The organism is Allobosea sp. CRIB-10 (assembly GCF_900112185.1).
GTDB lineage: Bacteria > Pseudomonadota > Alphaproteobacteria > Rhizobiales > Beijerinckiaceae > Allobosea.
In genome coordinates, this window is sequence record NZ_FOKP01000002.1 from 399,121 (window position 1) to 421,528 (window position 22,408).

Here is a 22,408-nt window from a genome sequence, read left to right on the forward strand (position 1 = left end):
TTCCCAGGCAGATTGAAATTCTTCTAGACTCGATGGGACACAAGGTCGCCCTCTATTGAATCTCGCAGCCTCGGCCATCTGCATATCGACAATCCTTGCCGGTGCATTTAGCGCCACCGTTCGCTGCGGAGGCCGCCCTGGTTCCGTCGCTCCTGCCGCGTCACATCACGGTCATCGAAGCGCGCCTATCCCGCTGGGATGACACTCCCGACCACCAGCGATCGCTCCGGCATGGCCGCGCCGCTGCCCGGCCTGCCGGCAAGCCGCGGCCCGCTGCTGGCGCTCGATGGCTTTTCCGTCGCTTTCCCGGGAGCCAGCGGCCCCGTTCCGGTGGTGCGCGGCATCGACCTTTCGCTCGCGCCCGGCGAGGCACTCGGCATCGTCGGGGAGTCCGGCTGCGGCAAGAGCGTGACCTGGCTCGCGGCACTGCGCCTGCTCGGCCGCGACGTCGTCACTTCCGGCGAGGTCCGGCTCCGTGGCGAGGACATCACTCGCCTGCCGGAGCGCGCGCTCGCAAGGGTTCGCGGCGGGCGCATCGGACTGATCTTCCAGGACCCGACCAGCTCGCTCAATCCGGTGCAACGGATCGGCACCCAGCTCGCCGAGGTGCTGCGCCTGCATCGCGGCCTGCGCGGCGACGCCGCCCAGCGCGAGGCGCTGCGCCTGCTCGACCGCGTCGGCATCGCCGATGCGCCGCGGCGGCTCCGGCAATACCCGCATGAGTTCTCCGGTGGCATGAACCAGCGCGCGATGATCGCGCTGGCGCTCGCCGGCGAGCCCGAGGTGCTGATCGCCGACGAGCCCACCACCGCGCTCGACGCGACGATCCAGGCCCAGATCCTAGACCTGATCCGCGACATTCGCCGCGAGAGCGGCATGGGGCTGGTGCTGATCTCGCACGATATCGGTGTCGTCGCCGATCTCTGCGACCGTGTCGCGGTGATGTATGCCGGCCGCGTCGTCGAGACCGCGGCGACGCAGGACCTGCTCGGTAGGCCGCGCCATCCCTATACGCGCGGCCTGCTCGCCGCCCTGCCGAGCCTCGACGGGCCGCGCCGCCAGTTGACGCCGATCGCGGGCACGGTTCCCGCGCCGGACCGGATGCCGCCGGGCTGCGCCTTCGCGCCACGCTGTTCCCTGGCGATCGAGGCGTGCCGGAGCGAAACGCCGCCTCTCGTGCTTGCGGCACAGGAGCAGCGTGCCGCCTGCCTGCGTCTCGCCGAGACGGCGCCGGTGCCTGCCACCCGTGAGCCGGTTTCGGTCGGAGCCTTCGCATGACCCCGCTGCTGCGCGTCGATGATCTCGCCCGCCATTATCCGGTCGCGACGGCGAGCGGACAGAAGCGATTGCTGTATGCCGTCGATGGCGTGAGCTTTTCCCTCGCCGCCGGAAAGACACTCGGCCTGGTCGGCGAGTCCGGTTGCGGCAAGTCGACCACCGCGCGGCTCGCGCTCGGCCTGCTGCCGGCGACAAGCGGGCGGATCACCTTCGCCGGCGAAGCGATCAGCGCGACGCGCGATCACCAGTGGCGCGCCCTGCGCCGGCGGATGCAGCTGGTGCACCAAGACCCGCTCGCGGCGCTCGATCGGCGCCTGCCCGTCGGCGAGCAGATCGTCGAGCCGCTCGTCATCCATGGTCTCGAACCCGGCGCCGAGGCGCGGCGGCAGAGGGCGCTCCAGCTGTTCGAGGCGGTCGGACTGAGGCCCGACCTGTTCGAGCGCTATCCGCACGAGCTCTCCGGCGGGCAGCGCCAGCGTGTCGTGCTTGCCCGGGCGCTGATCCTTGGGCCGGAATTGCTGGTTTGCGACGAGCCGATCTCGGCCCTCGACGTCTCGGTCGCGGCCCAGGTCATCAACCTCCTGCAGGACCTGCAGGAGCGCTTCGGCATGGCCTATCTCTTCATCAGCCACGATCTGAAGGTCGTTCGCCAGATCGCCGACGAGGTCGCCGTGATGTATCTCGGGGGGATCGTCGAGCAGGGCCCGCCGGAGGCGCTGTTCCATGCGCCGGCCCATCCCTACACCGAAGCGCTGGTCTCGGCGGTGCCGACAATCCAGCGCGGCACGCGCGAGCGCATCATCCTGCGCGGCGACCCGCCCAATCCGGTCGACCGGCCGGCCGGCTGCGCCTTCCATCCACGCTGCCCGCGCGCCGTCGCCCGCTGCCGCGAGGAGGCTCCGGCACTGCGTCCCGCCGGCGACGGACGACTCGCCGCCTGCCATCTGGTACCGGTGGCTTCGGACGCCCAAGCAGCTGCTGCCTGATCCCATGGACCGACCGGACACCGACATGGCCCAAAACCCGGCTAACCACGACCGCTACCCCGCCACACGCGTTATCGTCGCGGTCTTCGACGGGCTGAGGCCAGACCTCGTCACGCCTGAGCTGACCCCGAATATCCTGCGCCTCGCGGCGCGCGGCACCTGGTTCCGCCGGGCACGCAGCGTGTTCCCCTCGGTGACCCGTGTCGCGACCAGCGCGATCGCCACCGGCGCGCCTCCCGCCGTGCACGGCATCGTCGGCAACGCCTTCTACCTCGAAGGCGCCATTCCCGAGCGCATCTTCGACACCAGCGACATCGGCATGCTGCGCCGGGCGGAAGCGCATCATGGCGGCCGGCTGATCGCGGTCGATACCTTCGGCGACGTGCTGGCGCGTGCAGGCAAGCGGCTCGCCGTCGTCCACACCGGCTCGGCCGGCTCGGCTCATTTCATCAATCCACGCGCCCGCGCCAACGGGCACTGGACCTTCACGATGCTCGGGACCGAGGCGACGCAGACGCCGGAGGCGGTCGAGGACGCCATCGCCAGGCTCGGCCCGTTGCCGGAGCGGCAGCTGCCGCGCCTCGACGAGCTCGCCTATGGCGGCCGGGTGATGGTCGAACATGTGCTTCCGGTATTGAAGCCCGATGTCGCGCTGATCTGGTTCAACGAGCCCGACACCACCTTCCATTATCGCGGGCTCGGCTCGCCGGAGGCCAAGGCCGGCCTGCAGCAGGCGGACCGCGCCTTCGGCGCCATCCTCGACTGGGTCGAGGCCCAGCCAGACGGCGAGCGCATCGCGGTGATCGCCGCCTCCGACCATGGCCAGATCTCGACCGGCTCGGTCGAGCCGCTGTTCGATGCGGCGCGCGAGGCCGGCTTCGACCTCAGCAATGCCAAAGCCGTCGACGGCGCCGCCTTCCTGGCGACGGGCGGCATCAGCGGCGAGATCCGCCTGCGCGGCGACGACCGCAGCCAGCTCGAGCGCATTGCCGCCTGGCTGATGGAGCAGCCGACGATCGGCCATGTCTTCTCGCGCGGCAGCGGCGAGGACGGCGACATCCCCGGCACCTTGTCGCTCGACCTGGTGGGCGCCGGCCACGCCGGGCGCCAGCCGGACCTGATGTTCATCCTGAAATCGTCGCTCGCCGCCGACCAGTACGGCCTGCCCGGCCTCGGCGCGATGACACCGGGCGATGTCCCGCTCGGCGGCGGCATGCATGGCGGCATCAATCCGCACGAGCTCAACACCGTGCTGATCGTCGGCACGGGTAATGGCGAGGTTGGCAGCGTCTCACAGGAGCCGGCCGGGATCATCGACATCGGCCCGACCGTGCTTGGTCTCTCCGGTCTCGCCAAGGCGCCGAGCATGGTCGGCCGCGACCTCTCCCGCCCGGCCAGGGAGGAAGCGCGCATCCGCCGCGTCTCGACGGGGCGCGGCGCCTTCACCCAGCAGGTCGAGTTCGCCGAGCAGGACGGCCGCCGCTTCATCCTCGGCGGCCACTGATCCGCGGGAACGCAAAAGGGGCGGCTAAGCCGCCCCGTCGTCTTTGCGCGTGCGCGCCACTCAGCTGCGGGTGAAGGACAGGTTGTCCGGACGCAGGTCCATGAAATAGAAGGTCGTCGGCCGCCAGGCGATCGCCTTCTTGATCGCATAGGCCTCGCTCGGCTGGTAGAGGATCGTCGCCGGCGCCTCGTCCTCCCAGATGTCGAGCATCTGCGTGAACAGCGCCTTGCGCTTGGCCGGATCGACCTCCGCCTCCAGCGCCGTGCCGGCCTTGTTGAAGCCATCAGCCGAGGTCCAGAACTTCGAGACCTGGATCTCGCCGGCCGGCCCCCAGGCGACCCAGATCGCGCCGAGCGGATCGGGCAGGCGCGTCGAGTTCGACCAGTTGAAGATCTGCGCGCCGGCCCCGCGCATCTGGGTGGAATTCTCGACCACCTGCAGCGAGGCGTTGATGCCGACGGCCTTCCACTGCTCAACCAGGATCTGCGCCGCCTCCAGCGCATTGGTGTAGTAGTTGGCCATGGTGCGGTAGACGATCGGCTCGCCCTTGTAGCCGGCCTGCTGCAGCAGCGCCTTGGCCTTGGCGGGGTCGTAAGCCAGCTTGCGGCCCTCGACGAACATCTGGCCGTATTCGGGGAAGTTGTGGCTCGCCGGCACCTGCGCCGTGCCCTGCCAGAGCGCATCGACCAGCTTCTGCCGGTCGATCGCAAGGTTCAGCGCCTGGCGCACCCGCTTGTCGGCCAGGACCTTGTCCTGCTCGTTATAGGCGAGAACATGGACGTTCGCGAGCACGACCGAACGGACATCGATGTCCTTGTAGGCGCCGACGACGCTCATCTGGTCCGGCGGGATATTGGTGATCAGGTCGTAATCGCCGGCGACGAGCCCGGCGACGCGCGCCGCCAGTTCGGGCACGCGGCGGAAGGTGACGCGCTTGGCGGTCGGCTTGCCCATGAAATAGTCGTCGAAGGCTTCCAGTACGGTCGCTTCGGCAGCGGAATGCGAGACGACGCGATAGGGCCCGGTCGCCACCGGCTTCCGCGAATAGGCTTCGAAACCCATCGCCTCATAGGCGCGCTTGTTGACGATCCAGGCGCACCAGGAGGCGAGCCGCTGCTCCAGCAGCACGTCGGCGACCCTGGTGCGGAAGCGTACGGTGTAGCGGTCGATCGGCTCGACGCCGGCGAGGATGCCGAAATAGGGCTTGCCGCCGGGGATCTGGGCCTTGTCGCCCCAGAGGCGGCCGTCGCGGAAGGTGTAGGCGACGTCTTCGGAGGTCAGCTCGTCGCCATTGTGGAACTTCACGCCCTGGCGCAGCGTGACGATCAGCTCCTGCGGCGAGACGCGATCCCACTTCACCGCCAGATGCGGCTTCAGCTCGGAGCCGCCGCCATCGGCAGCGCCGAGGAAGTCGCGGCGGATCAGCGTATCGAAGATCGAATAGGTGACACGCGTGCCCACATTGGAGAGCTCGCGCGCCGGCTCCAGCGTTGCCGGCAGATCAGCGACCGCGACTGTGAAGTTGGGTCGCGTCTCGCCGGCGGCGAAGGCCTGCGGGGCGGCGAGCAGCGCCGAGGCGGCGGAGGCGCCTTCGAGGAAGCGGCGGCGGGAAAGGGTGATCATGGCATGTCTCGCATCTGTCGGCGGCGAGGCCGAGTCGGCTCGCCGCGCAATCGCGCTGCCATGCCTCAGTTGGACGACAGGGCCGTGACGGCGCGGGCCGAGAGCAGCAGACGGGGATCGTCCAGCATCACCGCATCGGGCGCGAGCGAAAGGACGCGGTCGATCCCCCGCGCATTGATCCGCCCGACCGGGAAAGGCGGATAGCCGGGCTCGGCGGCGGACCGCGGCTGCCCGACCATGATCACCGTCCGCAGGCCAAGGCTGCGTGCGGCGGCGATGCGCTCCGCCGTCGCCTCGCCTTGCCAGAAGCGGAACCAGTCCGCACCGAGGGCCTTCGCCTGCTCGCAGGACTGCGGGTCCGGCACCAGCGCGAGGATCGCGATCTCCGAGGACAGGGTGCGTGCCGCTGCGATCAGATCGAGCGAGCGCAGGCCGAGCAGTGCGCGCTCGCTGGCCCCTGCCGCTGCGACGACATCGAAGATATGCGCCAGCACCGAAGGGTCGGTGAGCTTCACATCCAGAAGCAAGCCGAGCGGCGCGGAGGCGGCGATCGCCTTGTCCAGCGTCAGCAGGCCGGGCAGGATCGCCCGCAATTCGACGAGTGCGGTCTCGGCAACGAGGCGGGGATCACCGGCGATACGCTGCAGATCGGCATCGTGCAGGCAGACCAGTGCGCCGTCGGCGCTCAGACGCACATCGGTCTCGACGATCTCGGCGCCGACAGCCTTCGCCTGCTCGAAGGCCTCGGCGCTGTTCTCCGGCGCGAGCAGGGCGCCGCCACGATGGGCGATGGCGAGTGGGAGGGGACCGGCTATGCTGCGGATGGCGAAGCTCATCGTCTCAGTGCCGCTCGCTGGTCGGGTCGAAACGGTCGCGCAGCCAGTCGCCGAACAGGCTCATCGACAGCGTCGTCAGGAAGATGACGAGCCCAGGGAAGACCGCGATCCACCAGGCATTGAGGAGATAGCGCCGTCCTTCGCCGAGCATCAGGCCGAGCGAGGTGCCGGGCGGCTGCACGCCGAGACCGAGGAAGGAGAGCGAGGTCTCCAGCAGGATCGTGCCGGGGAAGTTGAGCGTGGCCTGCACCACCAACGCCGCGACGATGTTGGGCAAGAGATGGCGCAGGACGACGCGGGAGGTACGCGCACCGAGTGCCTCGACCGCATTGATGTAGTCGCTTTCCTGCTCGGAGGCGACGAGGCCACGGGCGAGGCGGGTATAGCGGTCCCAGCCGTCGATGCTGACCAGGACGATGAACAGCACGATGTTGTTGCCGAAGAAGGCGAGCATGGTCAGCGCCAGGAACAGGGCCGGGATCGCCGCCTGCGCATCGACCAGCATCATGATCGTCTGGTCGATGATGCCGCGCATACGCGCCGCGATGAAGCCGAGCAGCGTGCCGAACACCGCCCCGATCAGCGTGCCCATCACCGCGATCAGGATCGAGGTGCGGACCGCGTAGATCATGCGGCTGAGGATGTCGCGGCCGAGCTGGTCGGTGCCGAGCCAGTAGGTCGTGCCGCCGCTCTGCGTCAGCGGCGGCTTCAGCCGGGCCAGCAGGTTCTGCGTGGTATAGTGGATCGGCGCCAGCCAGTCCGCCAGGATCGCGACGAGGACGACGAGGACGAGGAAGCCGGCCGAGAGCTTCACCACCGGCGACATGCGGCGCCCGCGCGGGCGGGAGGCGGGAACCGCGCCGATATCGAGGCTCGCGCTCATGCCGGCTTGCCGAGGCTGCGCGAGAAGCCGCCGAGCCGCGGATCGATCAGGATGTGCAGGATATCGACCAGGAGGTTGGCGGCGACCATCACGATCGTGACGGTCAGGATCACCGCCTGGACCACGGCGAGATCGCGCGTCGAGACGGAATCGACCAGCAGGCGGCCGATGCCCGGCCAGGCGAAGATTGTCTCGACCACGGCGCTGCCGGCGAGGATATGGCCGATCTCGATGCCGATGAACATCAGCAGCGGCACCGCGGCATTGGGCAGGGCGTGGCGCAGGATCACCGAGAGCGGCATCACCCCGCGAGCCCGGGCGGCGCGGATGAATGGCTTGCCGAGCACTTCGAGCGTGGCGGTGCGGGCAAAGCGCGCGAGGCGCCCGGCGAGCGGCAGCGCCAGCGTCACCACCGGCAGGATCAAATGCCAGGGCGTCTCGGATCCCGCCGATGGCAGGACGCGCAATTTGAGCGCGAAGAGCAGGATCAGCAGGATGCCGAGGAAGAAGATCGGGATCGCATAGCCGAGCACGGCGACCGCCATGGCGAAGCGGTCGACCGCGCTGTTGCGGCGCAGCGCTGCCAGGACCCCGAGCGGCATGCCGATCAGCAGGGCGAGCAGGAGCGCGCAGGCGCCGAGCAGGAAGGTCTTCGGCAGGGCGTCGACGACCGCGGCGAAGGCCGGCCGGTCATCGGCGAAGGAGAGGCCGAAATCGCCCCTGATCACGCTGGCGAGATAGCGCAGATACTGCTCGGCGAGCGGGCGATCGAGCCACCAGAGCTCGCGATAATAGGCGCGCACATCCGGCGGCGTCTCGATCGAGAGCATGATGTCGGCAGGATCGCCGGCGAGCCGCAGCGCCAGGAACACCGCCGATACGCAGATCGCGACCGTCAGCAGCGCGCGCAGGATGCGGAGGGCCAGGAAACGCAGCATCGCCGAGGGCTCGTGAATCGAAGGCCGAGCTTGTGCCGATGCTTACGCGACAAAGGAATGACAGGTCGCACTCAGCCCGCCCAGCGCGGAATTCGCTGGCGCAGCGAGGTTGATCTTCCTCTCCCGGGGTGGTTATGTCCGACCATGCGATTTCGGTCCGCCATCCGGGGCCTGACCCTGCGACTTAGCCGCCCGGCGCCGTGAGCGCGCCGGGATTTGAAGGCCTGTCCATATCGCATGACGGCGCAGTAGAGCCCTGAGCGGGCCCGACGCCGCATCCTTCGCAAGGGTTGTCCCATGACCACGATGCCGATTTCCAAGTACCGCGCCTATGCGCCGGTCAACCTGCCCGACCGCAAATGGCCGTCGCAGGTGCTGACCAAGGCGCCGATCTGGTGCTCCGTCGACCTTCGCGACGGCAACCAGGCGCTGATCGAGCCGATGGGCGTCGATCGCAAGGACCGCATGTTCAATCTCCTGGTGAAGATGGGGTTCAAGGAGATTGAGGTCGCCTTCCCCGCCGCATCCCAGACCGATTTCGACTTCGTCCGCTCGATCATCGAGCGCGGCGCGATCCCTGACGATGTCGCGATCCAGGTGCTGACCCAGTGCCGCTCCGAATTGATCGAGCGCACCTTCGAGGCGGTGAAGGGCGCCAAGAACGTCATCCTGCACTTCTACAACTCGACCTCGACGCTGCAGCGCGACGTGGTCTTCCGCTCCGACCGCAAGGGCATCGTCAAGATCGCGACCGATGCGGCCGCCCAGATCAAGGCCCTCGCGGCCCAGGCGCCCGAGACGAATTTCACCTTCGAATACTCGCCCGAGAGCTTCACGGGGACCGAGCTCGACTACGCCCTGGAGATCTGCGAGGCGGTCAAGGCGGTGATCAAGCCGACGCCGCAGAAGAAGCTGATCCTCAATCTGCCGGCGACCGTCGAGATGGCGACGCCCAATGTCCATGCCGACCAGTTCGAATGGTTCGGCCGCCACATCTCCGACCGCGACAGCGTGCTGCTCTCGATTCATCCGCACAATGACCGCGGCACGGCGGTGGCGGCCGCCGAGCTCGCCTTGATGGCCGGCGCCGACCGTGTCGAGGGCACGCTGTTCGGCAATGGCGAGCGCACCGGCAATGTCGACATCGTCACCATGGCGCTGAACCTGTTCACGCAAGGGGTCGATCCCGAGCTCGACCTGCGCGACGTCAACGAGATCCGCAGCATCGCCGAATACTGCACGCAGCTGCCGGTGCACGAGCGCCACCCTTATGTCGGCGAGCTCGTCTACACCGCCTTCTCCGGCTCGCATCAGGATGCGATCAAGAAGGGCTTCGACGCGCAGGAGAAGCGCAACGATCCGCTCTTCCAGGTGCCCTATCTGCCGATCGACCCCAAGGATGTCGGCCGCGACTACGAGGCGGTGATCCGGATCAACTCGCAATCCGGCAAGGGCGGCATCGCCTATATCCTGCAGGCCGATCACGGCCTCGACCTGCCGCGCCCGCTGCAGATCGCCTTCTCCAAGATCGCCCAGGAGCAGATGGACGAGGAGGGCAAGGAACTGACCAGCGCGGCGCTCTGGTCGCTGTTCAGCAAGACCTATCTGTTGAGCGACGCGCCGCTGGAGCTGCTCGCCCACAAGACCTTCCCGGGCGCGCAGGGTTCGCGCACGCTGACGGCGGAGCTGAAGCAGGATGGCGCGATCCGCACCATCGAGGGCGTCGGCAACGGGCCGATCGATGCTTTCGTGGACGCGCTGAAGACGACCTATGGCGTCGAATTCTCCTTCCTCGACTATCACGAGCACGCGGTCGGCCGCGGCGCCAACGCCACCGCCGCCTGCTATGTGAAGCTTGAGGATGGGAACGGCCGGACCGTCCACGGCGTCGGCATCGACCCGAACATCGTCATGGCCTCGCTGAAGGCCGTGCTCAGCGGCATGCAGCGCGTGATGGCCGGGCAGACGGGCTGACGTTCCGCTGTCTTTCCGGGGCAGGCCATAGGCCTGAGCCCGGAATCCAGAACCGATATGCTGGCCGAAAAAGTGCGCCTGCCGGTGTGCATCTGAACGACCAACATCGGTTCTGGATTCCGGGCCCTTCGCTCCGCGAAGTCCCGGAAAGACGGCGCGCTTCCGCAGCCGGTCGCAGCGACGCCCGCTACGCTCACTTCGCCGGCAGGCCGGGCGGGTTGGTGCGCGACTGCTCGATCGCCTCGGCGGCAAGGTTCCAGCGCCCGAGTGCCCTGGCGTAGTTGCCGTTGCCGATCTGGGTGTTGATGGCGTGGGTGATCGCCTCGGCGAGGCCGGCGCCCTTGCGGGTCGTCACCGCGATCTCGGCCAGCAGAGGCCAGCCGCCTGAGAAATTGCCTGCCAGACGCGTCTTGTTCTCCTGTGCCGCCTTGAAGCTGAGCAGTGCGTTCGGGCCGAGATAGGCGTCGGCGCGGCCGGTCTCGAGCGCGAGGTAGAGCACGACGTCATCGTCATAATACTGGACCTCGGCCGGCTTCAGCCCGTCCTTCACGTTCTGCTCGTTCCAGCGCAGCAGGATCTGCTCCTGATTGGTGCCGGAGCCGACGATGACCTTGAGCCCGGCGATGTCGCGCGGCTCGCGGATCTGAATCTCGTTGTCCTTCTTCACATAGAAGCCGAGCAGGTCCTTGCGGTAGGTCGAAAAGTCGAACTTCTCCTTGCGCTGCTCGGTGACGGTGATGTTCGAAATCGCCGCATCGTACTTGCCGGAGGCGACGCCGAGCGGCCAGTCGGCCCAGGAGACCGGGACGATCTCGAGCTTGCGCCCGAGCGCATCGGCGACGAGCTGCGCGATGTCCGGCTCCGAGCCGACGATGCTCTTGGTATCGCTGGCATAGCCGGCGAAGGGCAGACGGCCGGTGGCATTGGCGACGGTGAAGACGCCGTCCTTCAAGAACTTGGCGTCCTTGCCGATCAGCCTGATCGCAGCCTCGTCACGCTCCGCCCGTGGCCGGCCGGGCTGCTCGGGCGAGAGGTCGATCGCCTGCTGGGCGAGGCCGAGCGAGGGGAGAAGCGCGCCGGCCGAGGCGGCGCCGAGCAAGGCGAGCGTATTGCGTCGTGTAATCATGGTTTGCTCCTTGAAAATGATGTTCAGAGGACCTTGGCGAGGAATTCGCGGGTGCGGGGATGGTCGGGCTCGGCCAGGACGCGGGCCGGCGGGCCGACTTCGAGGATGCGGCCGGCCTCCATGAAGACGACCTCGTCGGCTACCTCGCGCGCAAAGCCGATCTCATGGGTGACGATCACCAGCGTGGTGCCGGAGCGGGCGAGCTCCTTGATGACGTCGAGCACCTCGTTGACCAGCTCGGGGTCGAGCGCCGAGGTCGGCTCGTCGAAGAGCAGGACCTTGGGCTTCAGCGCCAGCGCCCTGGCGATGGCGACGCGCTGCTGCTGGCCGCCGGAGAGCTGACGCGGATAGGCGTCGACCTTGTCGGCGAGGCCGACGCGGGCGAGCAGTTCGCGGGCCTCGGCCAAAGCCTGTTCGCGGGAGACGCCGCGCACCGCGAGCGGTGCCTCGATGACATTCTCGATCGCGGTCAGGTGCGGGAACAGATTGAAGCTCTGGAAGACCATGCCGACATCGACGCGGCGCTTCAGGATCTCGCCCTCCTTGAGCTCGTAGAGCGTATCGCAGTCCTGCCGGTAGCCGATCAGCTCGCCGTCGATGGCGATGAAGCCCTCGTCGACGCGCTCGAGATGGTTGATCGAGCGCAGCAGCGTGGACTTGCCGGAGCCGGACTGGCCGATGATCGCGGTGACGCTGCCGGGCCGCAGCGCCAGGCTGACATCGTCGAGCACCTTGAGCGGGCCGAAGCTCTTCGAGACATTGCTGATGCGGATCTCGCCGCCGGCACGCGGCGACAGGCTCGCCAGCGAAGGGGCTGCCGAAGCGGATGAGCCCGTCTGGGCCAGCGTGGCCTCGGTGCGACGCGCCGCGGCGGCATCACGCGAGCGGCCGAAGCGGGCCAGCGCCAAGCCGATCAGCGAGGGCGGCGGATTGCGCAGCGCGCCGCGCGAGTAATAGCGCTCGATATGGTGCTGGACGAAGGAGAGCACGCTGAGGATGACGAGGTACCAGACCGTCGCCACCATCAGGAGCGGGATCACTTCGAGATTGCGCCGGTAGATGATCTGGATGGTGTAGAACAGCTCCGGCAGCGCCAGGATGTAGACCTGGCTGGTGCCCTTCGCCAGCAGGATGATCTCGTTGAAGCCGTTGGGCAGGATGGTGCGCATCGCCTGCGGCAGCACGATCCGCGAGAACTGGCGATGGCGCGGCAGGCCGAGCGCCGCGGCTGCCTCGTGCTGGCCCTGATCGACAGAGAGGATGCCGCCGCGCACGATCTCCGACGAGAAGGCGCCGGCATGCAGTGTCAGCCCGAGCACCGCCGCGAAGAACGGCGTGATCAATTGTGTCGTCGACCAGGAGGCGAAGGTGATGTCGGTGAAGGGAACACCGAGCCAGACCGTCGAATAGAGATAGCCGAGATTATTGAGGATCAGCAGCAGCACGATCAGCGGGATCGAGCGGAACAGCCAGACATAGGCGAAGGACAGCGAGGCCAGCAGCGGCGAGCCCGAGACGCGCGCCAAAGCGAGCCCGGTGCCGAGCAGGAAGCCCAAGACCGTGCCGAGCAAAGTGAGCAGCAGCGTGCGCGCCAGGCCCGCCAGCACCGGCTCGGCGAAGAACCATTCGGCAAAGACATCCCAGCCCCAGCGCGGATTGGAGAGGACCGAGTTCGCGACCGCGAAGATCACGACGACCGCGAAGGCGGTGCCGATCGTGCGGGCCGGATAGCGCGCCGGCACGATCTTGTAGCGGCTGAAATCGCGGGTCGGCGGTGTGCTATGGGCGCGCGTCGGCAGGCCCGCGAAATCGCTGGCGAGGCTCATGGCTGGTCTCGTTTTCTGTTGGTGCGGCGGGCGGCGCGATCAGGCGGCGCTGACGGGCAACTGCTCGGCCAGCGGCCGCAGCCGGTAGGGCGCGACGGCTAGATCCTTCTCGAAGGCGAGCTTCTTGTAGATCTCGGGATCGACGGCGGGATCGAAGAGCGGCGTATAGCCGGTGCTGAGGTAGAGATCCCGCGCCTCGGGCTGGCGGAAGCCGGTGGTCAGGAAGATCTTGCCATAGCCCTGGCGCACGGCCTGCGCCTCCAGCTCCTCGACGACGCGCCGGGCCAGGCCCTGGCGGCGAAAGGCGCTGTCGGTCCACATCCGCTTCAGCTCGGCCGTCTGCGCGTCATAGCGCTTGAAGGCACCGCCGGCGATGGCGCGGCCGTCGCGCAGCAGCAGCACGAAATTGCCCTCGGGGGGCGCGAACAGCGAGGCGGGATAGCGGCTCATCTCAGCGCCGGGCGGCTCGCCGAAATAACTGCCATAGCGCGTGGCGTATTCCCAGGTCAGCTGCTCGACCAGTGGCTGGGCGAGCGGGTCGAGCGGGGTGGTGTAGAAGAATTCGTCGGCCATGGTATAGCCTCTCGGATCGCTGGGTTCTGGAAACGGATTGTGCAGAGTTTTCAGCCGGCCTTGCGCGGCGCGGATGCCGGAGCGGTGCGCGCATTGCGGCTCTCGCGGCGCGGCAATCCGAGATGGTCGCGCAGCGTCTTGCCCGGCAGGTTGCGGTCGTAGACGCCGCGCGCCTCCAGCTCCGGAATGACCAGCTCGATGAAATCGTCGAGTCCCTGCCCGATCACCGGGAAGCCGAGAATGAAGCCGTCGGCTGTCTGCTTCTCGACGCGCTCCACCAGGATGTCGGCGATCTCCTGCACCGAGCCGATCAGGTCGGCGCGCGGGGTCGCAGCTTCCAGCGCCGCCTCGCGCAAGGTCTGGCGCTTCAATGCGGCAGTGCGCTTGATCCGGTCGGTGGTCGAGCGGAAGCTGTTCTTGCCGATCTCGCCGAGCTCCGGGAACGGGGCGTCAAGCGGATAGGCGCTGAAATCGTGATGGTCGAAGAAGCGGCCGAGATAGGCGAGCGCGTCATCGATCGAGACGAGATCGCGGATCGCCTGGTACTTGTCCTCGGCCTCCTGCCGGGTGCGCCCGACGATCGGCCCGGCGCTCGGGAAGATCTTGATGTCGTCCGCCAGCCGCCCCTGCGCGATCGCACTGGTCTTGATGCTGCGATAGAAGGCCTGGCCCTCTTCCAGCGAGACATGGTTGGCGAAGACCGCATCGGCATGGCGGCCGGCGAGGCCGATGCCGGCATCCGAGGCGCCGGCCTGGAACAGCACCGGCTGGCCCTGCGGCGAGCGCTGGATGTTGAGCGGGCCCTCGACCTGGAAGAAGCGGCCCTTGTAGCCGAGCGTATGCAGCTTCTCGCGGTCGAAGAAGCGGCCGGTCTCGCGGTCGCGGACGAAGGCGTCGTCGTCCCAGGAATCCCAGAGGCCCTTGGCGATGTCGAGGTATTCATGCGCGATCTCGTAGCGCAGGGAATGCTCGGGATGCGGGCGGCCATAATTGCGGCCGGAACCCTCCAGCGGCGAGGTCACCGCATTCCAGCCGGCGCGCCCGCCGGAGATCAGGTCGAGCGAGGCGAATTGCCGGGCGATGGTGAAGGGGTCGCTATAGGAGGTCGAGACCGTGCCGACGAGGCCGAGCTTCTTCGTCACGATAGCCAGCGCCGAGAGGATGGTCAGCGGCTCGAACCGGTTGAGGAAATGCGGGATCGACTTTTCGTTGATGTAGAGCCCGTCGGCGACGAAGGCGAAGGCGATGCCGTTCTCTTCGGCCTTGCGGGCGTTGCGGATGAAGAAATCGAGATTGACGCTGGCATCGGGCGGATTGCTCGGGTGGCGCCAGGCGTTCATGTGGCTGCCGGGGCCCTGCAGCATCAGGCCGAAGGTGAGACGGGTCTTGCTCATCGGTGTCTCCTGTCGGCTCAAGCCGCAAGCGCCGGCGCGTCGCCGGCCAGCAGCGTGATCGAGGCGAGGCGCTGCGCGGTCGCGGCGGCGGGCGTGTCGATGACGAATTCGGCGATGCCGAAGCGGGCCGAGAGTGCATCGAGCTCGCGCCGGACATCCTCGGCCGTGCCGGCGAGGATGCTGGGGCGGCGGATCTCGGTGATGTAGGAGGCGGCCCCGGCCTGGCGGGCGAACTCGGCGGCCTGCTCCTCGCTGCCGAGATTGACGCTCTGACCGTTGTCGAGCGTCAGCCTGACGACGCGCAGCGGCTCGGTCAGCGCCCTAGCTTCCTCGGCGGTCGCGGCAGCGAGAGCCGCGATACCCAGCAGAGGCTGGTCCGTGGCGCCAGCGCTGGCATAGGCGCCGATGGCCGCCTCCAGCGCCTTCGGATCGCCGTTGAGCTGACCGGCAAAGACGAAACGCCAGCCGAGATCGGCCGCCAGCCGGGCGCTGTCTGGGCTGGCACCGAGCAGGAAGCGTTCAGGTGAAACGGGCGGCTTCGGCAGGGCTTGCGCGCCGGCCTGCGGATCACCCGCGTCTAGCGAGCCTGCGAGGAAGCCATCGAGTTCGGCCAGCAATGCCTCGAAGGAACGCGCGCGCTCCGGATCGTGCTGGACGCGCAGCGCTCTGGTCGAGAGCGGCAGGCCGCCCGGCGCCTTGCCGATGCCGAGATCGATGCGATCCGGCGCCAGCGCGGCGAGCAGGTTGAAGGTCTCGGCGACCTTGTAGGTGCTGTAATGCTGCAGGAGGACGCCGCCGGAACCGATGCGAATGCGACGGGTGCGGGCGATCAGATGCGCGACCAGAATCTCCGGCGCCGAGCTGGCGAGACCGGGAAAGCCGTGGTGCTCGGCGAGCCAGAAGCGACGATAGCCGAGCCGCTCGGCCGCCTGCGCCAGCGCGATGGTGCGCTGCAGGGCATCGACGGCGCTCTCGCCGTCGAGGATCGGGCTCTTGTCGAGCAGGCTTAGGGAATAGGCCATGGGATGTCTCGCCGGGCTCAGATGCCGCGCAGGCCGCAGGCCGTACGCGCCTCCTCGGCCATCCAGCCGAGGCGCTCATAATCGCCGCGCCAATAGACCAGCGCCGCATCGTCGCCGCCGAGCCGGACCTCGCGCACCCGGCCGATGACGATGGCGTGCGAATGCCGCTCGATCAGCTCCTCGACCTCGCAGTCGAGCGCGGCGAGCGCGCCCTCCAGCAGCGGCGCGCCGGTGACGCCGGTCGTCCAGCTCGCGCCGGCATAGCGCGCCTCGCCCTTCTCGCCGGCGCGGCCGGCGAAGCGGTCGGCGATCTGCTTTTGCGTCGCGTTGAGGAAATTCACGCCGAAGCTGCGGTGGCGGGCCAGCACCGGGAAGCTCGACGAACTCAGGTTCAGACCGAACATCACTGTCGGCGGCTCGGCCGAGAGCGAGGACAGCGAGGTGACGGTCAAGCCGGTGCGATCGGCGCCCTGCCCGGTCGTGATCACGCTGACGCCGCCGGCGAGATGGCGCAGCGCCGCCCGGAAGCTGGGGATCTGCGCCGGCGCTCCGATCCGCCCGGGTGGACGAGGAGCTGCAGCGGCGGAATCAACGAGCGAGACAACGGTCATGAAGGCCTCGACTGACGAGAGGGCGCAGCGAGGCGCGCGCCGTCATGGGACGACGTTCCGGCACGGTTGGCCGGGGCGCTGGTGCTGCTGGAAGCGATGAATTCTGCGGTCAGACCGCAGGGCCAAGGATCAGAAGCATCGCAGCAGACTGCCGGATTGCCCCAAAATCGAACTTTCTGCACGATTTCATCTGCGTGTCTCCGTGCTCGGAGCCCACGATTGCATCGTGGTGCTTTTAGCATTGTTGACGCGGCGCAAGCTGCTCCAGCAAATCCCGCGACCGAACGCAGTCATCAACGTTCGATACTGACATTCTTCCTGCGGAAATCATGCAGGGTCAATGAAATGTCTTTTCAAAGATGCGCCCAGTCGGAGGCGGAAGCGCTCGCCCTTTGCCGCCGGCACGGCAGGTTTCTGCTCCGGCAGCGGCAGCATCGTTCTCGACGCGAACCAGCACGTTGTCCCCACGTTTGTCCGCAGCGGCTGCCTCGTGGGGTTACAATATCCCTCCAGGCCCCGTCAGCGGAGGCGATCATGCCCGAAGCCACCGACTACATCTGCGCCCGCCAGATGATGGTCGAGCAGCAACTGGTCGCCCGCGGCATTCGCCACGAGCGGGTGCTCGACGCGATGCGAGAGGTGCCGCGCGAGGCCTTCATCGCAGCCAATCTCGCGGAATTCGCCTATCACGACAGTCCGCTCCCAATCGGCGAGGAGCAGACGATCTCACAACCCTATGTCGTCGCCCTGATGCTGGAAGCGGCTGCGATCGCTGCGCAGAACAAGGTGCTCGAAATCGGCGCCGGCTCGGGCTATGTCGCGGCGCTCCTTAGTCGCATGGCGCGCAAGGTCTACGCGATCGAGCGCCACTCTGGATTGGCGAAAGAGGCAACGAAGAGGCTGCAGCAGCTCGGCTACCACAACGCCGAGATCCTTTGCGCCGACGGCACAGCAGGTTTGCCCGTGGCGGCGCCGTTCGACGCGATCATCGTCTCTGCCGGCAGCCCCGACATCCCCGAAACCCTGAAGCGACAGCTCGCCATCGGCGGGCGTCTGGTCATCCCGGTGGGGCTCAGCGAGCACGGCCAGATGCTGATCAGGCTGACCCGACAGGCCGAGGACGCTTTCGAGAGTGAACGCCTCGTGCCGGTCAGCTTCGTGCCGCTGATCGGCCGCTATGGCTGGGCAGCAGGACGCGAAGGATCGCCGGACAGGGGCGACATCTAGTCTCGGCCTCTCATGACGATGGCGCGCCGCGATGCCAGGCTCGCCGTGAGCATCTGCTGGACAGCTCCCGAAAGTCGCCGGTTGACAGTTTTGCAATCGATTACATAATCACTTTCGAAGCGGCTCCGCAGAATGAGCCGCCCAAGGGAGGAGTACTGATCATGCGCATCAGCATCGTCGATTCATCGGCTTTTTCCGGCAGCGTGACCGCGCTGCGGCTGCGCTGAGCGCCGTAAAGGTCCGGGCCATGGTCCAGATCGGCTTCAACCTGCTGACGGTCGGCGGCTTCATCGACGAGGCGCATCTGCCCTTGTGCGAGCGCATCCGCGAGATCGGCTATGACGGGATCGAGATCCCGGTCTTCGAGGGTGATGTCGGCCAATATGAGAAGCTCGGCCGCCGCCTCGATGCGATCGGCCTGAAGCGCACCATCGTCACCATCGTCGCCGAGGACAGCAATCCGCTCTCGCCCGATCCGGCCATCCGCGAGAGGGCGCGTGAGCGCCATCGCTGGGCGGTCGATTGTGCCGCAGCGCTCGGCGCGAGCGTCATCGCCGGCCCTTATCATTCGCCGGTCGGTGTCTTCACCGGCGAAGGCCCGCGCGAGGACGAGCTCGCTCATCTCGCCGAAGCCCTGCATGCGATGGCGGATCATGCCGGCAAGGCCGGGATCGCGCTCTCGCTGGAGGCGATCAACCGCTTCGAATGCTACGTGCTGAACACGATGGAGGCCGCGTGCGCGCTGAAGGCGAAGGTGGCGCATCCGAACTTCGGCTACATGTACGACAGCTTCCACGCCAATATCGAGGAGCGCGATCCCGTCGGCGCCTACACGCGCCACGCCCCCGAGATCAACCACATCCATCTCTCGGAGAACGATCGCGGCATCGTCGGGCGTGGCCATGTGCCATGGGCGGAAACGTTCCGCGCCATCCGCGCCACCGGCTATGACGGCTGGCTGACGGTCGAGGCGTTCGGCCGGGCGCTGCCCTCGCTCGCCGCGGCGACGCGGGTCTGGCGCGACCTTTTCCCCGATCTCGACACGCTCCTCACCGAAAGCCACGACTTCATCCGGAGCGGCTGGGCGCAGGCGGGTGCCCCATGAGCACCGGCACGCCGATCCTTTCGATGCGCGGCATCGGCAAGAGCTTCACCGGCGTGCGGGCGCTCGACGATGTCAGCCTCGATTGCCAGGCCGGCGAGGTCCACGCCATCTGCGGCGAGAACGGCGCCGGCAAGTCCACCCTGATGAAGGTGCTCGGCGGTGTCTACCGTCCCGACGAAGGCGAAATCCTGCTTGGCGGGCAGCCCGTGGCGTTCCGGCATCCGGTCGAGGCGCGCCGGGCCGGGATCAGCATCATCCACCAGGAGCTCAGCCTGCTGCCCGAGCGCAGCGTCGCCGACAACATCTTCCTCGGCCTTGAGCCTACCCGTGGCGGCCTGCTCGACCGCGCTGGGATGGAGGACGGCGCACGCCAGCTGCTGGAACGCGTCGGCGCCAGGGTACACCCGGCTACGCTGGTGAAGTCGCTGTCGATCGCCGAGCAGCAGCTGGTCGAGATCGCCAAGGCGCTGGCGCTCGATGCCCGCATCATCGTCATGGACGAGCCGACCGCGGCACTCGACGAGCGCGACGCCGGCCGATTGCTTGAGCTTGTCGGGACGCTCAGGCGCGAGGGCGCAGCGATCCTCTACATCTCCCATCGCATGGCCGAATTGAAAGCGATCGCCGACCGCATCACCGTGCTGAAGGACGGCAAGCTGGTCGCGACGCAGCCTGCCGCTGCGCTGACGCCGGCGATGATCGTCCGGCTGATGGTCGGGCGCGACCTCGCCGACTTCTTTCCGCCTCCGGGTGATCAGGCGAAGCTTGGCCCGGTCGTCCTGTCGGTGAAGAATGCCGGCAACGCCATCCTCTCCGACATCGCGCTCGACCTGCGGGCCGGCGAGATCGTCGGCGTTGCCGGGCTCGAAGGCTCCGGCAAGGGCGCGCTCGGCCGCGCCCTCTTCGGTGACGAGCCCTTTACGCGCGGCACCGCCGTCGTCGATGGGCAGGACGGGCTGATCTCATCGCCGCGGGCCGCCATCGCCGCCGGCATCGGCTTCCTCTCCGACGACCGCAAGAAGGAGGGCATCGCCCCGCAGCAATCGCTGCGCGACAATGTCCTGATGACCCTGCGCGCCTTCGCCCGGCGCCTGTTGCCGCCGGGTTCCGGAGACATGGCGCGCGCCGCCGCCGACCGGCAATTGACCGAGGTCGATGTCAGGGCCGCCGGCTTCGCGCAGGAGATCCGCGAACTCTCCGGCGGCAACCAGCAGAAGGTCGTGATCGGTCGCTGGCTGGCGCGCGACCCCAAGGTTCTGATCTTCCTGGAGCCGACCCGCGGCATCGACGTCGCCGCCAAGGCCGCAATCTACCAATTGATGCGCGGCCTCGCCGATCGCGGTCGCGCCATCCTGATGATCTCTTCCGATTTGCCGGAAATCATCGGCGTCAGCGACCGCATCCTCGTCATGCATGAGGGCCGCATCGCCGGCGAACTGAAGCGCGGCGCCAGCGAGGAAGACGTGATGCACCTCGCCCTCGGCACCGGCGCGACGGAGGCCGCGGCATGAGCGCCAGCGCCGACATCGCGACCGCTCGGCCGGCACGCGACCTGCCGGTGGCGCCTTTGCTCTTCGCCGGCTCGCTCGCGCTCTATGTCGCGACAGCGCTCGCGACCGGGCAGCATGCCTATCTCACCGGCGAGGGTTTCGTCGGCCTGACCCAGCGCATGGTCGCGCTCGGCATCGTCGCGCTCGGGCAGACGCTGGTGATCCTGGTCGGCTCGATCGACCTTTCGGTCGCCAATCTGATCAGCGTCTCGGCCGTCCTCGCCTCCTTCATCATGAAGGGCGAGCCGGTGATGATCGCCCCGGCCGTGCTGGCGGTGCTGGGGCTCTCGGCGGCGGTCGGGCTGGTCAACGGACTGATCATCGCCCGGCTCGACGTCAATCCGCTGATCGCGACGCTCGGCGTCGGGCTGATCCTGCAAGGGCTGCTTTCGGCGAGCTTCAGCAATTTCGCCGGCTCGGTCCCGGCAGCTTTCCAGGCCTTCGCCTATGGCCGGATAGGCCCCCTGCCCTGGTCGGTGCTGCTGCTGTTCGTGCTGGCCTTCGCGATCTGGCTGCTGTTGAGCCGCACGCGTTTCGGCGCCCATCTCTACGCCACCGGCGGCAATCGCGACGGCGCCCGCCTCGCCGGCATCCGCACCGAGCGCGTAATGATCGGCGCGCACGTCGTGTGCTCGTTGATGGCCGGGTTGACCGGGCTTTATCTCGCCAGCCGCCTGCGCGCCGGGGCGCCCTGGGTCGGCCGCGACGGCGTCTACGACCTTGAATCGATCGCCGTCGTGGTGATCGGCGGGACCTTGCTCGCCGGCGGGCGCGGCGGCGTCTGGGGCACGCTCGCCGGCGTCTTCCTGTTCGCCACGCTCGACGCCGTCTTCAACATGACCGGCATCGATGCCTTCCCGAAACAGGTTTTGCGCGGCGCCATCGTCATCCTCGCCGTCGCGGTCTATGCAGTGCGCAGCAAGGGGCATGTCGCATGAGCGCCGTAGCCGCCCGCTCCGGACCCTCGGCGGCATTGCGCTTCGCCCGCGGCATCAATGTCGGACTCGCCGTCTTCCTCGTGCTCTACGGCACGATCGGCGTGCTGCAGCCCGGCTATTTCGAGGTCGAGGGCTTCCTCAACTTCCTGCGCCGGGCGGCGCCGCTGATCATCCTCGCCTGCGGCCAGCTCTTCGTCATCGCCGGCGGCGGCTTCGATTTGTCGATGGGCTCGCTGGTGACGCTGACCGTGCTCGGCGGCTCGATGCTGGCCGGCGGCAATCCCGACAACACCTGGTGGACGATAGGCGTGCTCTACCTGATCGGGCTCGGCGTCGGCCTCGTCAACGGACTCGTCGTCACCCTGCTCAAGGTGCCCTCGATCATCGCGACGCTCGGCATGCTGCTCTCACTGAATGGCGCGGCGCTGATGTGGTCGGGCGGGGCGCCGCGCGGCTATCTGCCTGAGAATTTCCGGGCGCTCGGCCGCCTCGTCTACCGGGACGTTCCCCTGACCGGGATCATGCCGCTCTCGGTGCTCATCCTCACCGGCTTCGTCGCACTTGCCGCCTGGCTGCTGCACGCAACCGTCTTCGGCCGGCAGGTGCTGGCGGTCGGCGACAATCCGCGCGCGGCCGAGCTTGCCGGCGTGCCGGTCGGCGCGACGCGAGTGCTGGTCTTCGTGATCTCGGGGCTGTCGGCAGTGACGGCCGGCATCCTGCTCGGCGGCTTCGCCGGGGTCTCGACCGCGGTCGGCCAAGGGCTCGAGCTGCAGGCGATCGCCGCCTGCGTCATCGGCGGAGCGCAACTGCTCGGCGGACGCGCCAGCGTGACCGGCGCCGTCGCCGGCGCGCTCAGCCTGTTCGCCCTGTTCACCTTGCTCAACCTGATGGGCCTGCCGCAGCCGCTGCGCGAGACCGTGCAGGGCCTGATCCTGATCGCCGCGGTGGCGTCGAGCGCCTGGCGCATGCGGCGGGCGTAACGAGTTTTCGGAGGCGCGTGATCCCACGCGCTCC

General features: G+C 68.0%; 19 protein-coding genes. 9 read left to right on the plus strand and 10 right to left on the minus strand.

From position 1 onward, the window contains the following. Positions 1-231: 231 nt before the first annotated feature. The 3 genes from BMZ69_RS04715 to BMZ69_RS04725 are packed head-to-tail and all read left to right on the plus strand — an operon-like array spanning position 232 to position 3,768. Positions 232-1,278 (plus strand): ABC transporter ATP-binding protein, encoded by a 1,047-nt coding sequence (locus tag BMZ69_RS04715; protein WP_092155355.1) that lies wholly within the window; start codon positions 232-234, stop codon positions 1,276-1,278. Then, the gene (locus BMZ69_RS04720) at positions 1,275-2,264 is read left to right on the plus strand and encodes an ABC transporter ATP-binding protein (RefSeq protein WP_092155358.1); all 990 of its coding nucleotides are present in this window, start codon (positions 1,275-1,277) and stop codon (positions 2,262-2,264) included. The genes BMZ69_RS04715 and BMZ69_RS04720 overlap by 4 nt, the downstream gene beginning before the upstream one ends. Positions 2,265-2,289: 25 nt before the next feature. Next, positions 2,290-3,768: an alkaline phosphatase family protein gene (locus tag BMZ69_RS04725; RefSeq protein ID WP_175506662.1), complete on the plus strand. Its 1,479-nt coding sequence runs from the start codon at positions 2,290-2,292 to the stop codon at positions 3,766-3,768. Between the two features lie 60 nt (positions 3,769-3,828). Here the strand turns inward: BMZ69_RS04725 and BMZ69_RS04730 are convergent, their stop codons facing one another. From BMZ69_RS04730 to BMZ69_RS04745, 4 genes are all read right to left on the minus strand, one after another. Continuing rightward, positions 3,829-5,391 (minus strand): ABC transporter substrate-binding protein, encoded by a 1,563-nt coding sequence (locus tag BMZ69_RS04730; protein ID WP_092155362.1) that lies wholly within the window; start codon positions 5,389-5,391, stop codon positions 3,829-3,831. 65 nt (positions 5,392-5,456) lie between these two features. Continuing rightward, complete coding sequence (locus BMZ69_RS04735) at positions 5,457-6,227, minus strand: glycerophosphodiester phosphodiesterase (RefSeq protein WP_092155364.1); 771 nt, start codon at positions 6,225-6,227, stop codon at positions 5,457-5,459. A 4-nt stretch (positions 6,228-6,231) separates the two neighbouring features. Further along, complete coding sequence (locus BMZ69_RS04740; RefSeq protein WP_092155366.1) at positions 6,232-7,110, minus strand: ABC transporter permease; 879 nt, start codon at positions 7,108-7,110, stop codon at positions 6,232-6,234. Beyond that, positions 7,107-8,048 carry an ABC transporter permease gene (locus BMZ69_RS04745; RefSeq protein WP_092155368.1) on the minus strand — a complete coding sequence of 314 codons (942 nt, stop codon included), beginning with the start codon at positions 8,046-8,048 and terminating at the stop codon, positions 7,107-7,109. The genes BMZ69_RS04740 and BMZ69_RS04745 overlap by 4 nt, the downstream gene beginning before the upstream one ends. Positions 8,049-8,354: 306 nt before the next feature. Between BMZ69_RS04745 and leuA the strand changes: the two genes are divergently transcribed. Then, the gene (gene leuA, locus BMZ69_RS04750) at positions 8,355-10,022 is read left to right on the plus strand and encodes a 2-isopropylmalate synthase (protein ID WP_092155475.1); all 1,668 of its coding nucleotides are present in this window, start codon (positions 8,355-8,357) and stop codon (positions 10,020-10,022) included. Positions 10,023-10,215: 193 nt separating this feature from the next. Here leuA and BMZ69_RS04755 read toward each other — a convergent pair whose 3' ends face one another. Genes BMZ69_RS04755 through BMZ69_RS04780 form a run of 6 tightly spaced genes read right to left on the minus strand, consistent with a single transcriptional unit; the run spans position 10,216 to position 16,574 of the window. After that, positions 10,216-11,148 (minus strand): ABC transporter substrate-binding protein, encoded by a 933-nt coding sequence (locus tag BMZ69_RS04755; RefSeq protein ID WP_092155370.1) that lies wholly within the window; start codon positions 11,146-11,148, stop codon positions 10,216-10,218. Between the two features lie 23 nt (positions 11,149-11,171). Further along, positions 11,172-12,974, minus strand: coding sequence for an amino acid ABC transporter permease/ATP-binding protein (locus BMZ69_RS32340; RefSeq protein WP_092155373.1), 1,803 nt, complete (start codon positions 12,972-12,974; stop codon positions 11,172-11,174). Between the two features lie 39 nt (positions 12,975-13,013). After that, entirely contained in the window at positions 13,014-13,547 is a 534-nt protein-coding gene (locus BMZ69_RS04765) for a GNAT family N-acetyltransferase (protein WP_092155375.1), read from the minus strand. 50 nt (positions 13,548-13,597) lie between these two features. Beyond that, positions 13,598-14,941, minus strand: a complete 1,344-nt coding sequence (locus BMZ69_RS04770; RefSeq protein WP_092155377.1) for an LLM class flavin-dependent oxidoreductase — start codon at positions 14,939-14,941, stop codon at positions 13,598-13,600. Positions 14,942-14,958: 17 nt separating this feature from the next. Next, positions 14,959-15,963: an MsnO8 family LLM class oxidoreductase gene (locus BMZ69_RS04775; RefSeq protein ID WP_092155379.1), complete on the minus strand. Its 1,005-nt coding sequence runs from the start codon at positions 15,961-15,963 to the stop codon at positions 14,959-14,961. 17 nt (positions 15,964-15,980) lie between these two features. Next, positions 15,981-16,574 carry a flavin reductase family protein gene (locus BMZ69_RS04780; protein WP_092155381.1) on the minus strand — a complete coding sequence of 198 codons (594 nt, stop codon included), beginning with the start codon at positions 16,572-16,574 and terminating at the stop codon, positions 15,981-15,983. A 534-nt stretch (positions 16,575-17,108) separates the two neighbouring features. Here BMZ69_RS04780 and BMZ69_RS04785 point away from each other — a divergent pair. From BMZ69_RS04785 to BMZ69_RS04805, 5 genes are all read left to right on the plus strand, one after another. After that, positions 17,109-17,801, plus strand: a complete 693-nt coding sequence (locus tag BMZ69_RS04785; RefSeq protein WP_244543206.1) for a protein-L-isoaspartate(D-aspartate) O-methyltransferase — start codon at positions 17,109-17,111, stop codon at positions 17,799-17,801. Between the two features lie 247 nt (positions 17,802-18,048). Beyond that, positions 18,049-18,906 (plus strand): sugar phosphate isomerase/epimerase family protein, encoded by an 858-nt coding sequence (locus tag BMZ69_RS04790; RefSeq protein ID WP_092155383.1) that lies wholly within the window; start codon positions 18,049-18,051, stop codon positions 18,904-18,906. Then, complete coding sequence (locus tag BMZ69_RS04795; RefSeq protein ID WP_092155385.1) at positions 18,903-20,417, plus strand: sugar ABC transporter ATP-binding protein; 1,515 nt, start codon at positions 18,903-18,905, stop codon at positions 20,415-20,417. The genes BMZ69_RS04790 and BMZ69_RS04795 overlap by 4 nt, the downstream gene beginning before the upstream one ends. Further along, positions 20,414-21,394, plus strand: a complete 981-nt coding sequence (locus tag BMZ69_RS04800) for an ABC transporter permease (RefSeq protein ID WP_092155388.1) — start codon at positions 20,414-20,416, stop codon at positions 21,392-21,394. Before BMZ69_RS04795 ends, BMZ69_RS04800 begins: the two co-directional genes overlap by 4 nt. Continuing rightward, positions 21,391-22,374, plus strand: a complete 984-nt coding sequence (locus BMZ69_RS04805; RefSeq protein WP_092155390.1) for an ABC transporter permease — start codon at positions 21,391-21,393, stop codon at positions 22,372-22,374. The genes BMZ69_RS04800 and BMZ69_RS04805 overlap by 4 nt, the downstream gene beginning before the upstream one ends. Positions 22,375-22,408: the final 34 nt, after the last annotated feature.

Coding starts and splice junctions, on each gene's coding strand:
- BMZ69_RS04770 (WP_092155377.1), bottom strand. CDS start 14,941: ATGAGCAAGACCCGTCTCACCTTCGGCCTGATGCTGCAGGGCCCCGGC.
- leuA (WP_092155475.1), top strand. CDS start 8,355: ATGCCGATTTCCAAGTACCGCGCCTATGCGCCGGTCAACCTGCCCGAC.
- BMZ69_RS04755 (WP_092155370.1), bottom strand. CDS start 11,148: ATGATTACACGACGCAATACGCTCGCCTTGCTCGGCGCCGCCTCGGCC.
- BMZ69_RS04785 (WP_244543206.1), top strand. CDS start 17,109: ATGCCCGAAGCCACCGACTACATCTGCGCCCGCCAGATGATGGTCGAG.
- BMZ69_RS04795 (WP_092155385.1), top strand. CDS start 18,903: ATGAGCACCGGCACGCCGATCCTTTCGATGCGCGGCATCGGCAAGAGC.
- BMZ69_RS04725 (WP_175506662.1), top strand. CDS start 2,290: ATGGCCCAAAACCCGGCTAACCACGACCGCTACCCCGCCACACGCGTT.
- BMZ69_RS04730 (WP_092155362.1), bottom strand. CDS start 5,391: ATGATCACCCTTTCCCGCCGCCGCTTCCTCGAAGGCGCCTCCGCCGCC.
- BMZ69_RS32340 (WP_092155373.1), bottom strand. CDS start 12,974: ATGAGCCTCGCCAGCGATTTCGCGGGCCTGCCGACGCGCGCCCATAGC.
- BMZ69_RS04790 (WP_092155383.1), top strand. CDS start 18,049: ATGGTCCAGATCGGCTTCAACCTGCTGACGGTCGGCGGCTTCATCGAC.
- BMZ69_RS04720 (WP_092155358.1), top strand. CDS start 1,275: ATGACCCCGCTGCTGCGCGTCGATGATCTCGCCCGCCATTATCCGGTC.
- BMZ69_RS04775 (WP_092155379.1), bottom strand. CDS start 15,963: ATGGCCTATTCCCTAAGCCTGCTCGACAAGAGCCCGATCCTCGACGGC.
- BMZ69_RS04805 (WP_092155390.1), top strand. CDS start 21,391: ATGAGCGCCGTAGCCGCCCGCTCCGGACCCTCGGCGGCATTGCGCTTC.
- BMZ69_RS04735 (WP_092155364.1), bottom strand. CDS start 6,227: ATGAGCTTCGCCATCCGCAGCATAGCCGGTCCCCTCCCACTCGCCATC.
- BMZ69_RS04765 (WP_092155375.1), bottom strand. CDS start 13,547: ATGGCCGACGAATTCTTCTACACCACCCCGCTCGACCCGCTCGCCCAG.
- BMZ69_RS04800 (WP_092155388.1), top strand. CDS start 20,414: ATGAGCGCCAGCGCCGACATCGCGACCGCTCGGCCGGCACGCGACCTG.
- BMZ69_RS04745 (WP_092155368.1), bottom strand. CDS start 8,048: ATGCTGCGTTTCCTGGCCCTCCGCATCCTGCGCGCGCTGCTGACGGTC.
- BMZ69_RS04740 (WP_092155366.1), bottom strand. CDS start 7,110: ATGAGCGCGAGCCTCGATATCGGCGCGGTTCCCGCCTCCCGCCCGCGC.
- BMZ69_RS04715 (WP_092155355.1), top strand. CDS start 232: ATGGCCGCGCCGCTGCCCGGCCTGCCGGCAAGCCGCGGCCCGCTGCTG.
- BMZ69_RS04780 (WP_092155381.1), bottom strand. CDS start 16,574: ATGACCGTTGTCTCGCTCGTTGATTCCGCCGCTGCAGCTCCTCGTCCA.